Annotated in this window: 12 protein-coding genes and 1 pseudogene; all 13 read left to right on the forward strand. The window is 44.7% G+C overall.

Going from position 1 to position 13,728, the window contains the following annotated elements; translation table 11 throughout:
• Window positions 1-148 (forward strand): annotated as a pseudogene (glmU, locus tag CVN76_RS09910) (bifunctional UDP-N-acetylglucosamine diphosphorylase/glucosamine-1-phosphate N-acetyltransferase GlmU); the annotation flags it as partial.
• Window positions 149-163: 15 nt separating this feature from the next.
• Window positions 164-1,117, forward strand: a complete 954-nt coding sequence (locus tag CVN76_RS09915; protein ID WP_061144029.1) for a ribose-phosphate diphosphokinase — start codon at window positions 164-166, stop codon at window positions 1,115-1,117.
• A gap of 303 nt (window positions 1,118-1,420) precedes the next feature.
• Window positions 1,421-2,410 (forward strand): sulfonate ABC transporter substrate-binding protein, encoded by a 990-nt coding sequence (locus CVN76_RS09920; RefSeq protein ID WP_100531113.1) that lies wholly within the window; start codon window positions 1,421-1,423, stop codon window positions 2,408-2,410.
• Window positions 2,407-3,579 carry an FMNH2-dependent alkanesulfonate monooxygenase gene (ssuD, locus tag CVN76_RS09925; RefSeq protein WP_100531114.1) on the forward strand — a complete coding sequence of 391 codons (1,173 nt, stop codon included), beginning with the start codon at window positions 2,407-2,409 and terminating at the stop codon, window positions 3,577-3,579. The genes CVN76_RS09920 and ssuD overlap by 4 nt, the downstream gene beginning before the upstream one ends.
• Entirely contained in the window at window positions 3,548-4,327 is a 780-nt protein-coding gene (gene ssuC / locus CVN76_RS09930; RefSeq protein ID WP_100531115.1) for an aliphatic sulfonate ABC transporter permease SsuC, read from the forward strand. The genes ssuD and ssuC overlap by 32 nt, the downstream gene beginning before the upstream one ends.
• Window positions 4,328-4,337: 10 nt before the next feature.
• On the forward strand, window positions 4,338-5,093 hold the full coding sequence (locus tag CVN76_RS09935; RefSeq protein ID WP_100531116.1) for an ATP-binding cassette domain-containing protein: 756 nt from the start codon (window positions 4,338-4,340) through the stop codon (window positions 5,091-5,093).
• A gap of 172 nt (window positions 5,094-5,265) precedes the next feature.
• Entirely contained in the window at window positions 5,266-5,904 is a 639-nt protein-coding gene (locus CVN76_RS09940; protein WP_100531117.1) for a 50S ribosomal protein L25/general stress protein Ctc, read from the forward strand.
• A 248-nt stretch (window positions 5,905-6,152) separates the two neighbouring features.
• Entirely contained in the window at window positions 6,153-6,713 is a 561-nt protein-coding gene (pth, locus tag CVN76_RS09945) for an aminoacyl-tRNA hydrolase (RefSeq protein ID WP_061144023.1), read from the forward strand.
• A 104-nt stretch (window positions 6,714-6,817) separates the two neighbouring features.
• Window positions 6,818-7,048 carry an anti-sigma-F factor Fin family protein gene (locus CVN76_RS09950; protein ID WP_061144022.1) on the forward strand — a complete coding sequence of 77 codons (231 nt, stop codon included), beginning with the start codon at window positions 6,818-6,820 and terminating at the stop codon, window positions 7,046-7,048.
• 158 nt (window positions 7,049-7,206) lie between these two features.
• Window positions 7,207-10,743 carry a transcription-repair coupling factor gene (gene mfd, locus CVN76_RS09955; RefSeq protein WP_100531118.1) on the forward strand — a complete coding sequence of 1,179 codons (3,537 nt, stop codon included), beginning with the start codon at window positions 7,207-7,209 and terminating at the stop codon, window positions 10,741-10,743.
• 191 nt (window positions 10,744-10,934) lie between these two features.
• On the forward strand, window positions 10,935-11,471 hold the full coding sequence (spoVT, locus tag CVN76_RS09960; RefSeq protein WP_061144055.1) for a stage V sporulation protein T: 537 nt from the start codon (window positions 10,935-10,937) through the stop codon (window positions 11,469-11,471).
• Between the two features lie 200 nt (window positions 11,472-11,671).
• Entirely contained in the window at window positions 11,672-13,279 is a 1,608-nt protein-coding gene (locus tag CVN76_RS09965) for a putative polysaccharide biosynthesis protein (protein WP_100531119.1), read from the forward strand.
• Between the two features lie 6 nt (window positions 13,280-13,285).
• The coding region (locus CVN76_RS09970; protein ID WP_232732155.1) for an SAM-dependent methyltransferase at window positions 13,286-13,728 on the forward strand (443 nt) is incomplete at its 3' end.

Raw genomic sequence — 13,728 nt, forward strand, 5'->3', positions numbered from 1 at the left:
TGTTGCACCTGTGACAATTGGAGAAGGGGCATATGTGGCTGCAGGGTCAACCATTACGCAAGATGTACCGCAGGAAGCCTTGTCAGTTGCACGGGCTCGTCAAGTCAACAAAGAAGATTATGTGAAGAATTTAAAATTCAATAAATAACCGACGGAGGTCATCATGTCAAATCAGTATTTAGATCCTAATTTAAAAGTATTCTCGTTGAATTCAAACTTTGATTTAGCTCAAGAAATTGCAGCTGCAATCGGTGTTGAACTTGGAAAATGTAGCGTAACCAGTTTCAGTGACGGTGAAGTTCAGATTAATATTGAAGAAAGCATTCGTGGCTGTGACGTATATGTGATTCAATCAACAAGTCAACCAGTTAATGAAAATTTAATGGAACTTTTAATTATGATCGATGCTCTTAAACGTGCTTCAGCTAAGACGATCAATATTGTTATGCCATACTATGGTTATGCACGGCAAGACCGTAAAGCACGCGCACGTGAACCGATTACTGCCAAACTTGTGGCGAACCTTTTGGAAACGGCTGGTGCCCATCGTGTCATCACCCTGGATCTTCATGCGCCGCAAATCCAAGGTTTCTTCGATATTTTAATCGATCACCTTGTTGCCGTTCCGATTTTAGCGGATCACTTCAAAGAAAAAGATCTAAGTGATATTGTCATCGTTTCCCCTGATCATGGCGGTGTTACGCGCGCCCGTAAAATGGCAGATCGCCTAAAAGCGCCTATTGCCATTATCGATAAGCGCCGTCCAAGACCGAACGTGGCGGAAGTCATGAACATCATTGGTAATATTGAAGGGAAAACAGCAATCCTGATCGATGACATCATCGATACGGCAGGCACGATTACACTGGCTGCAAATGCACTTGTGGAAAATGGCGCTAAAGAGGTTTATGCTTGTTGTACTCACCCGGTCCTTTCAGGTCCTGCCATCGAAAGGATTCAAAATTCAACGATCAAGGAATTGGTCGTGACCAACTCAATCGTCCTGTCTGAAGATAAGAAAATCGATAAGATCGTCGGACTTTCCGTAGCACCTTTGATTGCCGAGGCCATCATTCGTGTTCACGAGGAACAATCAGTCAGCACATTATTCGATTGATGAAAATAAATACGCATACTAAAAAACATGGTGGGCCCTTAGGCTCACCATGTTTTAGGTTAATGGAACCAACATGGGGAATTACCTAATTCTTAGTTGACAGGTGTGAATACTAGTAATAGAATGAACATACAATTTCCATCCATTTAAGGGGATGGAATATAACGAAAGTACGCCGATCGGGCTACCGAAGGCTCCTTTTACTTACCATTGAATCATGAGGCATTTTTCTGTGCCTTATCCCATGGTGAAGAAAAGGAGCTTTTTATTTTATATAAAAAGTGGGGGAAGGGTGTGCAGAGTATGAAAAAAAAGCAAATATGGCTGCTGGCCATTCTTTGCGTCTTCTTGCTGATCATAGGTGGATGCGGACAGGAGAAAACCAGCTCCAAACGTAACGATGCAAAAGAATCGACTAAAACCATTCAAATCGGTTATCAAAAATTCGGGACATTAAATATTTTAAAATCGAAGGGAGATCTGGAGAGACGTTTAAAAGATGCCGGTTATACCGTCGATTGGACAGAATTCCCCGCAGGACCTCAGCTGCTTGAAGCCTTGAATGTCGGCAGCATTGACTTTGGGCACACAGGGGAAGCGCCGCCGATTTTTGCCCAGGCAGCCAATGCTCCACTTGTCTATGTTGCCAATCAGCCGGCAAATCCTGCTGGGGAGGCCATTGTCGTACAAAAGGATTCCCCCATTAAAAGTGTGAAGGAATTGAAAGGCAAGAAGGTCGGCTTGAATAAAGGCTCCAATGTGCACTACCTATTGGTCAAGGCTTTGGAGGAGGCGGGCCTTACATTGGATGATATTAAACCTGTCTACTTACCGCCGGCTGATGCCAGGGCGGCCTTTGAAGGGAACCAAATTGATGCATGGGTAATATGGGACCCTTTCTTATCGGCAGCGGAATTGGAACTGAAAACGAAAACGATCCAGAATGGAGAAGGGCTTGTTTCGAATCGGGAATTCTTCTTGGCTACCGATACCTTTGCCGAGAATGAAAAGGCTTTGAACATCATAAAAGAAGAACTGATAAAGGTGGATAAATGGATAGAAGAAAACCCAAGCGATGTCGCCGAGTTTTTATCACCGGAAATAGGAATGAGTGTTGAAGTATTAGAAAAAACATTAAAAAGAAAGAAATACGGTCTTGAGGATATTTCCGATTCCGTTTTGGATGATCAGCAAAAAATAGCCGATACATTTTACAATCTTAAATTAATTCCAAGCAAAATTAACGTGTTGGATGCATCCATAAAAAATAATGAAGGGGGAAATGGAAAATGAAAGTTTTTTGGTTTTTGCCATCACATGGGGAAAGTCGCTATTTAGGAACGACAAAGGGCGGGAGGGCGATTACACTTCCGTATTTAAAGCAAATCGCACAGGCCGTCGACCATTTAGGTTTTGAAGGAGCTTTGCTGCCGACGGGCCGTTCTTGTGAGGATGCATGGGTAGTGGGTTCTTCATTGATTTTAGCAACCGAAAGGATGAAATTTTTAGTGGCGATACGTCCGGGGTTAATGTCACCGACCTTGGCTGCCCGGATGGCTTCAAGCTTCGATAGGCTATCGGACGGCAGGCTCTTGATCAATGTAGTCACCGGCGGGGACCCAGTCGAATTGGCAGGCGACGGCGTCTTTCTTGATCATAAAGAACGCTATGGGCAGACGGATGAATTCCTGGATATCTGGAGAGAGGCTTTGGCTGGCGGAAAAGTGGATTTTGAAGGCGAGCACTTGAAAGTTAAAGGTGGAAATATCCTGTTGCCGCCTGTACAAAAGCCGTATCCTCCACTCTATTTCGGCGGTTCGTCGGAGCCGGCCATCGATATAGCCGGAAAGCATATTGACGTGTACTTGACGTGGGGTGAGCCACCAGGGCAAGTAGCTGAGAAAATCGAGAAGGTTCGTAAGAAGGCAGCAGAGTATGGACGCGAGGTCAAATTCGGCATAAGGATGCATGTCATCGTAAGGGAAACGGAAGCGGAAGCTTGGCAGGCGGCGGAAGAACTCATCCAATACGTGGATGATGAAATGATTGAAAATTCACAAAAAATATTCGGGCGTTTCGATTCAGTGGGACAGAAAAGGATGTCACAACTTCATAATGGAAGCAGGGATTCGCTGGAAATCAGCCCTAACTTATGGGCAGGCGTCGGCCTTGTGCGCGGCGGGGCTGGGACGGCACTAGTCGGAAGTGCGGCGAATGTTGCCGCCCGAATGAAGGAATATGAAGAAATCGGGATAGAATCCTTTGTTTTATCCGGTTACCCCCACCTGGAAGAAGCGTACCGTGTGGCGGAATTGTTATTCCCTTTGCTTCCGATTGAACAACAGCAAGCACCCGTTTCAAAGGCGACGAGCCCATTCGGGGAAATACTGGCAAATGACCACTACCCTACAAAAGGAAGTGAAAGTGAAGATGCAAGCAAAGTTAAACAAAACGCTCAATAAATCACATTTCATCTCATGGCTCGTCCCCCTTCTCCTATTGGTGATCTGGCAGCTGCTGTCTTTGTGGGGAATTCTGTCGGAGCGAATACTGCCTGCCCCGACAGAGGTGCTTCAAGCAGGCGCCGCTTTATTGGAAACAGGAGATCTTGCGGAATATATCGGCATCAGTGCAAAGCGGGCTTTCATCGGCTTTTTAATAGGCGGAATCATTGGTTTTGCCCTAGGGTTGTTAAATGGGATATCCAACATTGCGGAAACATTATTCGACACGTCCTTGCAGATGTTGCGCAACATACCGCATTTAGCTTTAATACCGCTCGTGATTCTTTGGTTCGGGATAGAAGAAGAGGCCAAAATCTTTCTTGTAGCCTTAGGGGTCCTTTTCCCTATCTATTTAAACACCTTTCATGGCGTGAAGTCGGTGGATAAAGATTTGATTGAGGCAGCGAGGGTTTATGGGCTTCATGGATTTTCTCTATTCTGGAATGTGATTCTTCCGGCAGCCCTTCCCTCCATTTTGGTAGGTATCCGCTTCTCGCTTGGAATCATGTGGGTGACGTTGATTGTCGCAGAAACGATATCCGCCAATTCAGGGATTGGCTATATGGCGATGAATGCACGGGAATTCATGAGGATGGACGTCGTCGTGCTGAGCATTCTCTTATATGCTTTACTGGGGAAAATATCGGATGTGTTTGCCAAAATGGTCGAAAAAAGATGCTTGAAGTGGCATCCATCATACCAATGAGGAGGCCTTTATGATGAAGAATGTAAATTCGTTGGAGTTGCAGGACGTAGCAAAGCGTTTTGGTGATCATGAAGTGTTAAAGGGAGTGAACCTTTCTTTTAAAAAAGGGGAGTTCGTAGCTGTCGTCGGTAAGAGCGGATGTGGCAAGAGTACCTTGCTTCGTCTTGTCGCAGGCCTGGATGAACCGACTGGCGGCAAGATTTTTGTGAATGGAAAGTCCCTGAACGGATTGAATAAATCATCACGCACGATGTTTCAGGATGGGCGGCTTTTTCCTTGGAAAAAAATCCTTCACAACGTTGGTATAGGTTTAAATGGCGATTGGAAGCGAAATGCCATGGAGTTGCTGGAGCAGGTGGGCCTTGCCGACCGTGCACATGATTGGCCCTCCGTTTTATCAGGAGGACAAAAACAAAGGGTAGCCTTAGCGAGGGCATTGGTGAATCAACCTGACATTCTGCTCCTTGATGAGCCATTAGGGGCATTGGATGCCTTGACAAGGGTCGAAATGCAGCGTTTGATCGAAGAGCTGTGGCGGAAAAGGGACTTTACTGCCTTGCTCGTTACACATGATGTCGAAGAGGCGGTTACCTTGGCTGATCGGGTCCTATTGATTGAGGAAGGCAAAGTCGTCATGAACAAGGAAATCAATCTTCCGAGACCAAGGCAAAAGGATAATATCCAATATGTATCCTTAGCGGCCCAAATCTTAAACAGGGTCATGCAGGTTGATGGAGCAATGGAGAGCAAGGCGATACACGCATAGAAGCCGAGAAAAAGTTTAATGGTGATTTTTTGAGGCGAATCCTTTATTAACAGTATGTTCATACCTCCACTGAAGTCTTCCGATTTTTACCTTTCATGTTTAATGCCTGCCGATTTAGGGAAATGTTAAATATAGAGAAACTTATAATTAAAATTAGGAAGGCGGAGGATGTATGAGTAACTTATTAGCTGCAAAAGAACGTACGAATTTAAAACATTCGAATTTAAGAAATTTGCGCGAAAGCGGAGAAATTCCAGCCGTCGTATATGGCAATCAAAACGGCAGTACGGCCATTTCGGTCAATAACGGTGAGCTTCAGAAGACAATTAAGGAAATAGGCCGCAATGGTATCATTTCCTTGGACCTGGAAGGAAAGAGTTATAAGGTCATGCTCTCTGACTACCAGAAAGACCCGATAAAGAACTTCATCTATCATGCGGATTTTTTAATCGTCGATATGTCCGCCCAATTGCAGGCCCAAGTGCGCATTAACATCGTGGGTACTTCTAAAGGCGTGAAAGATGGCGGGGTCCTTCAGCAATCCCTTCATGAAGTGACGGTTACGGCCAAGCCGAATGACATTCCTGAGGCCATCGACGTCGATGTTACGGAACTTCAGGTAGGCGATACAATCTACATAGCCGATATCCAATCGAAGCAGCATGTTACGATCGAAAACGATGGTGAAGAAGTGGTTGCATCCGTTTTGGCCCCTCGTCAGGAAGAGGAAATCAATACAGGTGAACAGCAAGATGGAGGGATCCCTGAAAATGAAGAAGGAAGGGAAACCAAGCCCTCTTCAGAGTCATGATGCCGAGATTAAACAATTGAATCGTGATATAATAGGCGTAGCTCTTACTGGAGTTACGTCTTTTCAAGCTTTGGGTACAGAGATGCGGGTGGGAATTAATCCCTTTAAATAGAATTTTTTCTAACTAGTTCTCCCGTCGCTTGCAAGCCAGCTTGAAATTAGGGTACTATTTTTCTAAGGTCAATGACCCCTGGGAAACTTCGTCCCAATGTAACTCCATAAATAACCGTAACGACGGAGTGTGAATCATGAAAATTATTGTAGGGTTAGGAAACCCAGGTAAACAATATGAAAAAACCCGGCATAACGTCGGTTTTGAAGTAATAGATGAGTTATCCAGTAAATGGTCGATTCCGCTCGATCAGGCAAAACATAAGGGGATCTATGGTGTAGGCATGGTTAAAGGAGAAAAAGTATTATTGCTTAAGCCTTTGACGTACATGAATTTATCAGGAGAGTCCATATCGGCAGTCATGCATTTCTTTAAGGTGGATGTCGAGGATGTGGTCATTATCTATGATGACCTAGATTTGCCTCCGGGGAAGCTTCGTCTTCGCCAAAAAGGAAGTGCAGGCGGTCATAATGGAATTAAATCCTCAATTGCTCATATGGGCACACAGGAATTCAATCGGATCAGAATCGGGATAGGGCGCCCGATTGGCCGCATCCCGGTATCAGATTACGTTTTAGGGCGGTTTACGCCTGAAGAATGGGATCATGTAGGGGCGACAATCGAAAAAAGTGCAGCTTCCTGTGAAGCCTGGTTGGAAAAACCATTTATACAGGTCATGAATGAATATAATCAATAAGCTATGAGTAGATATAAGTAAAGAATAATATCTTCCTGTTTCGCTGAATAAAATCCCTCTGTTTTTGTACATACTAACACTATTACAAAATAGGGGGTTACGAAATGGCTCTCCATTATCGATGCCGACATTGCGGAACTAAGCTGGGCTCAATCGAGGCATACTCACTGAGCACGGAGCAGTTAGGTTTTAATCAACTTACTGATGAAGAGCGACAAGAGATGATCGTTTATGATTCCGAGGGAGATATGCATGTAAAGGCAATATGTGAAGATTGTCATGAGTCGCTGCAAAGATACCCTGAATTATATGAAAACGATTATATTATTCATTAGCGGAAGAGGGCTTTGGACAAAATCCAAAGCATTTTTCCGTTTGTCCAAATTACTGCAACTCGTAAAAAATACAACAAAAACCCGCTTGGTCGAACGGGCCAAGTTTTAATAAAAGATTTCATTTGGTTTTCGCAAGTTATAGAGAGGGGGGAAAGAAAATGAATGGATTACAAAACTTGTTCTCCAAACAAGATGATGTTCATTCGTTAATAGCGGGTATCGATGAAGGGCTTAAAGAACAAATAGTTTCTGGTTTGACCGGATCATCGAGATCGCTATTGCTGGCTTCAGTATATGAAAAAACGAATAGGCCGATTTTATTGGTCACCCATAATTTATTGCAAGCTCAAAAATTCCATGAGGACTTATCGAGTTTCATTCCCGAGGAAGAATTATATATATATCCTGCCAATGAATTGATTGCTGCTGATTTGAGTGTAGCCAGCCCGGAATTAAGGGCCCAGCGTGTGGAGGCATTGAATTTTTGGGCTGAAGGAAGGAAAGGGATCGTTATCGCGCCCATTCCAGGCGTTCGCCGAGTGCTTCCTTCAAAGGATATTTGGAAGCGGCATCAGCTTACGTTTAAGCTTGGTGAAGACATCGATCTCGAACCAACGTTGAATCACTTTATATCCATGGGGTATAACCGGTCTGAAATGGTGGCGTCCCCCGGTGAATTCAGCATTCGCGGCGGTATAATCGATATTTATCCAATCACGGAGCCAAATCCGATCCGTATTGAATTGTTCGATACGGAAATAGATTCGATCAGGACATTTTCAAGTGAAGATCAGCGCTCCATCGAAAAACTCAACAAGGTGATGATCGGACCGGTAAGCGAAGCGTTGCTCGAGCCGGAGCATATTGATAGAATCATCACAAAGCTTGAAAGCGGTTTAAGTAAAAGCTTGAAGAAGCTTAAAGACGAGAAAGCGAAGGAACAGCTGGTTCAAACGATTGGCTATGAGCTTGAGCAGCTGAAAATGGGGAATAAACCCGATCAGATTTTTAAATACTTAAGCTTGGCATATGAAGATCCAGCTAGTTTAATAGATTATTTACCTGTAAATGGGTTAGTTTTCTTGGATGAAATAAGTAGAATCCAGGAAATCAATGATTCCCTGGAAAAAGAAGAGGCTGGCTGGTACACGGACCTTTTAAGCCAGGGACAGATCATCCATGACGTGAAATTGGCGCATCCGATGCAGGAATTGATCATGAAATCCAGCAGGCCGTTTGTATACCTTTCCTTGTTTTTACGTCATGTACCGCATACGAATCCTCAGAATATCCTGAATTTTGCCAGTAAGCAAATGCAGAATTTCCACGGACAGATGAATGTGTTCAAATCTGAACTGGAGCGGTGGAAAAAGGGGAAATATACAATCGTCATACTGGGGCAGGATGACGAGCGGGTTAAAAAGCTGCATGCGGTGTTAGCCGATTATGATATAGAGGCCGCCGAGCTTTTTGATGCAAACAGCATCCTTCCTGGTAAAGTGCAGATTTTAAGGGGCAGTCTTAATAGCGGGTTTGAATTGCCTATGCAGAAATTCAGCATCATCACGGAAACGGAGTTATTTAATAAGAAGTCCAAGAAATCGATACGAAGACAGAAACTATCGAATGCAGAGCGAATCAAAAGTTATTCCGAACTGAAAATCGGTGACTATGTCGTCCATGTCAACCATGGTATCGGAAAGTATTTAGGAATTGAAACGCTCACCATAAACGGCGTTCATAAAGATTACTTACATATTCGTTATCAAGCTGATGACAAATTGTATGTTCCTGTTGACCAAATCGACCTTGTCCAAAAATATGTCGGTTCCGAAGGGAAGGAACCGAAGCTCTATAAGCTTGGCGGAACGGAATGGAAGCGCGTCAAAAGCAAGGTTCAATCATCCGTGGAGAATATTGCCGATGATTTGATCAAGCTATACGCGGAACGGGAGGCGGCAAAAGGGTACGCATTTTCTCCTGATGGCGATATGCAGAGGGAATTCGAAACCTCATTCGCCTATAACGAAACGGAAGATCAACTGCGTTCGATTGTCGAAATCAAAAAAGATATGGAACGAGAAAGGCCGATGGATCGTTTACTTTGCGGGGATGTCGGTTATGGGAAGACGGAGGTGGCAATTCGTGCTGCCTTCAAAGCGATTATGGACGGGAAGCAAGTTGCCTTTCTTGTCCCGACAACCATCCTCGCCCAGCAGCATTATGAAACTCTGAGGGAGCGTTTTCAAGATTATCCCATTTCAATTGGTCATATGAGCCGTTTCCGGACGAAAAAACAGCAAACGGAAACGATGAAGGGTTTGAAGGCTGGAACGGTGGATATAGTCGTAGGGACGCACAGGATTTTATCCAAGGATATCGTCTATCGTGACTTGGGCTTGCTCATTATTGATGAAGAGCAGCGCTTCGGGGTCACGCATAAGGAAAAGATCAAGCGGCTAAAAACCAATGTCGACGTACTGACACTGACCGCAACCCCTATTCCGAGGACCCTTCATATGTCTATGCTCGGTGTGAGGGATTTATCCGTCATCGAAACACCGCCTGAGAATCGTTTCCCGATCCAAACGTATGTTATGGAGTATAATGGCTCGTTGGTGACGGAAGCGATAGAAAGGGAGTTGGCCAGGGGCGGACAGGTTTATTTCCTATACAACCGGGTAGAAGATATAGCAAGAAAAGCAGAAGAAATTTCCATGTTGGTACCAGACGCCAGAGTCACATTCGCTCACGGGCAAATGACCGAACAAGAACTGGAAGCTGTCATGTTCGGCTTTTTAGAAGGCGAGTATGATGTGCTGGTAAGCACGACCATTATCGAAACGGGTGTAGATATCCCGAATGTCAATACTTTAATCGTGAATGAAGCGGATCGCATGGGACTTTCCCAGCTCTATCAACTCCGCGGTCGTGTAGGGCGTTCCAACCGGGTGGCTTATGCATTCTTCACTTATAGGAAAGATAAGGTCTTGACCGAAGTGGCAGAAAAAAGGCTTCAATCCATTAAGGAATTCACCGAATTGGGGTCAGGGTTCAAAATTGCGATGCGTGATTTATCGATCAGGGGAGCAGGAAACATTCTTGGGGCCCAACAGCATGGGTTCATCGATTCCGTCGGCTTCGACTTGTACTCCCAAATGCTTAAAGAGGCGGTAGATGCGAAACGCAATGACCAGCCTGCCGAAGTGAAGAATACCCTTGAGATCGACATTGAGTTAGATGCGTATATCCCTGATGCTTATATAATGGATGGACATCAGAAAATTGAAATGTATAAAAGGTTCAGAGGGATCGCTTCTCTTGAAGAAGTGGAAGAGCTGCAAGATGAAATGCTCGATCGGTTTGGAGAGTATCCTGAGGAAGTCGCCTATCTGTTCCAGATTGCCGAAATGAAGGTATATGCTGAAAATGCCGGCATCGAGAGCATTAAACAATTGAAGCAGGAAATCAGCATTCTTCTTAGGGAAAAGGTAAGCAGTGACGTGGATGGGCAAAAAGTGTTTGAACTCGGCTCGAAATATGGCCGGATGGTCGGCTTCGGCATGGATGGCAACCGAATGAAGCTAGTCTTGCATATAAAAGGCGTCGAGCAAAGCAAATGGCTCAATATCCTATTTGAGATGACCAAGGGTTTACAGTTTGTTAAAAAAGAGACACAAGCAACCAAAAACTAATCGTGATTGATGGTCCTCTTATCAGAAAACGTTTTTAAGATACCATGGTAATAAAATGCATTAAAAAGAAAAATTTTTTCAAAGTGCATAGAACTTACCATTAGAAAAATACTATGTACAATAGCTGGTGATGATTTTGTTACAAAAAGAGGATTTATCAAATCAATTAGATGAAAGTGAGGCAACATTTGATGAAAGCAACTGGTATCGTTCGCCGAATTGATGATTTAGGAAGAGTCGTCATCCCGAAGGAAATTCGAAGGACCCTTCGTATTCGTGAAGGGGATCCATTGGAAATCTTTGTCGACAGAGATGGTGAAGTAATCTTAAAGAAATACTCTCCCATTAGTGAACTAGGCGATTTTGCAAGGGAGTATGCAGAAGCACTTTATGATAGCCTTGGAAACCCAGTTATGATATGTGATCGGGATACTTACATTGCAGTCGCAGGCGGCTCCAAAAAAGAATACTTAAATAAAAGTGTTAGTGAACTAGTCGAAAAGATCATGGAAGAAAGAAATCCAGTCCTGGAATCGCCGAACGGACAAATTTCCTTCGTCGATTCAAATGATGAAGAGGTCCAATCGTATACAGCAGCTCCAATCATTGCGAGCGGCGACCCGATCGGTGCTGTCCTGATTTTTTCAAAAGAAGGCACAATCGGTGAAGTGGAACAGAAATCTGTCGAAACAGCAGCAAGTTTCCTAGCCAGACAAATGGAACAGTAAGCTTGGACATGCCATCATATTTTTAAGATGCAATAAAGGGCAGCTATCGCTGTCCTTTTTGCTTTTCATGAAGGCGGAATGTAATCTAGGAGAAGGGCCACGGGGAATGGAAAAACGTTTACAGGATCGGCCCGAATGAAAAATAACCTCTAAAATTATGCTATAATAACTACCACATATGAGTGAAAAGGGGAAAGAGAATGGCTGAAAAGCCTTATAAAACTTCAAACGAGCTTTTTCGGGGTGCGTTGATTCTGAGCGCAGCGGCAATCATCGTAAAAGTTCTGAGCGCGGCCTACCGCATACCGTATCAAAATATTGCCGGTGACATCGGGTTTTATATCTATCAACAGGTATATCCCTTCTACGGCGTTGCTTTAACGTTATCGACACTTGGATTCCCTGTCGTCATATCCAAACTGATTGCAGAACGGGAGTCTTCGAGAAATAATTTTGCAGTCAAGGACATCCTGGTGTCTTCCTTCCTCGTCCTTAGTTCGATAGGAATCGTGATGTTTGCTGCCTTGTTCCTCGGCGCCGATTGGGTTGCCGGCTTGATGGAAGACCCGAAATTAAGCAGCCTGCTGAAAATAATAGCCTTTTCCTATTTACTAATGCCGGTATCGTCCGTTTTGAGGGGCTATTTCCAAGGGATGAACGACATGTTTCCCACGGCAAGTTCGCAAGTGGCTGAACAATTTATCCGGGTGTTGACGATATTGGTGCTTTCCACATTATTCGTGCACCAGGGCTATTCACATTATGTGGTCGGCAAGGGGGCTGTCTTCGGGTCTATCGCCGGCGGCATAACGGGGCTTGCCTTGCTCCTGGTTTTTGTGATCCTGAAAGAAGAATGGCAGATTTTTTTACGAATGGATCTTAAACCGGCAAATTTCATCAAGATATCCAAAGCCTTGGTCTTTCAAGGGCTGGCGTTCTGTATAACGGGGCTGATCCTCATCTTGTTTCAGTTTGTCGACTCGCTGCACCTCTATTCCTTATTAAGGGAAACGGGAATGGGGGAAAATGAAGCCAAAGGATGGAAAGGGGTTTATGACCGTGGGCAGCCCTTGCTTCAGCTAGGGACGGTTGCGGCCAATTCTTTTGCATTGGCACTTGTACCTGTCATATCCGGATTTGTCCAAAAGCGTGATGAACAAGAATTACTCAATAAAATCAAATTGGCGCTGCGGGTAAGTGCTTCGCTTGGACTAGCGGCAGCGGTCGGCCTGGCAGTCATGATGAGTCCGGTCAATCATATGCTGTTCACGGATGACAAAGGGACGGTTACATTAGCCATTTTTTCATTATCGATATTATTCTCCTCCCTCATCATGACCGCTGCAGCTGTGATCCAAAGCCTCGGCTATTCGATCGTGCCGGTCGTCATTACGATTATAGGGGTGGGCTGCAAGTGGGCGTTGAATCTTGTTTTAGTGCCCCATTACAAAATTGCCGGGGCGGCCTCGGCGACGGTACTGGCCTTTATGATCATGTCAGCATTATTTTATGCGGTATTGAGGGTGCATATCAAAAAGCCCTTAATGGAGAAGAGATACATATTCATCATCGTAAAGAGTGCGGTCTTCATGAGTGCGGTGGTTCTGTTATATAATGCCTCGTTTCACTTGATGTCCTCAGGCGAGGGCCGGTTGCTTGCCACGATCCAGGCGCTGATCGGAGTGGCGATCGGGGCAGCCGTCTTTGTGGGGACCGCCATACGTGCAGGTTTGTTTGAGGAAGAAGAACTTTCGCTTATACCTTTAGTATCGAAGCTAAAACGATTCATAAAAACGAGTAGGGGGTAAATATCCATGAATGAGATAACGATAATCGGCCTTGGTGCAGGGGACTTGGACCAGCTTCCGCTAGGGATTTATAAAAAATTGACACAAGTCCAACAATGCTTCTTAAGGACGATCGATCATCCTGTGATCGAGGAATTGAAAGCGGAGGGCATCCATTTCACGGCTTTTGATTGGATATATGAAAAGCACGACCAATTTGAAGCGGTATATGAAGAAATTGCCGAAACATTATTACAAGCGGCTTTGAACCAGTCCGTTTTATATGCGGTTCCCGGTCATCCGATGGTTGCCGAAAAAACGGTCCAGCTGCTGCTTGAAAAAGGGCCTGCGCTTGGAGTGGACATAAAGCTGGAAGGCGGACAAAGCTTCCTCGATCCCTTGTTCCAAGCTGTTCGCATCGATCCGATCGAGGGGTTCCAGCTATTGGATGGGACGGACCTTTCCCCCAA

The organism is Bacillus sp. mrc49 (genome assembly GCF_002803435.1).

What these genes read in the sequence shown, in the direction of transcription:
- CVN76_RS09915 (WP_061144029.1), top strand. Translation starts at nt 164, where the DNA reads ATGTCAAATCAGTATTTAGATCCTAATTTAAAAGTATTCTCGTTGAAT.
- CVN76_RS09920 (WP_100531113.1), top strand. Translation starts at nt 1,421, where the DNA reads ATGAAAAAAAAGCAAATATGGCTGCTGGCCATTCTTTGCGTCTTCTTG.
- ssuD (WP_100531114.1), top strand. Translation starts at nt 2,407, where the DNA reads ATGAAAGTTTTTTGGTTTTTGCCATCACATGGGGAAAGTCGCTATTTA.
- ssuC (WP_100531115.1), top strand. Translation starts at nt 3,548, where the DNA reads ATGCAAGCAAAGTTAAACAAAACGCTCAATAAATCACATTTCATCTCA.
- CVN76_RS09935 (WP_100531116.1), top strand. Translation starts at nt 4,338, where the DNA reads ATGATGAAGAATGTAAATTCGTTGGAGTTGCAGGACGTAGCAAAGCGT.
- CVN76_RS09940 (WP_100531117.1), top strand. Translation starts at nt 5,266, where the DNA reads ATGAGTAACTTATTAGCTGCAAAAGAACGTACGAATTTAAAACATTCG.
- pth (WP_061144023.1), top strand. Translation starts at nt 6,153, where the DNA reads ATGAAAATTATTGTAGGGTTAGGAAACCCAGGTAAACAATATGAAAAA.
- CVN76_RS09950 (WP_061144022.1), top strand. Translation starts at nt 6,818, where the DNA reads ATGGCTCTCCATTATCGATGCCGACATTGCGGAACTAAGCTGGGCTCA.
- mfd (WP_100531118.1), top strand. Translation starts at nt 7,207, where the DNA reads ATGAATGGATTACAAAACTTGTTCTCCAAACAAGATGATGTTCATTCG.
- spoVT (WP_061144055.1), top strand. Translation starts at nt 10,935, where the DNA reads ATGAAAGCAACTGGTATCGTTCGCCGAATTGATGATTTAGGAAGAGTC.
- CVN76_RS09965 (WP_100531119.1), top strand. Translation starts at nt 11,672, where the DNA reads ATGGCTGAAAAGCCTTATAAAACTTCAAACGAGCTTTTTCGGGGTGCG.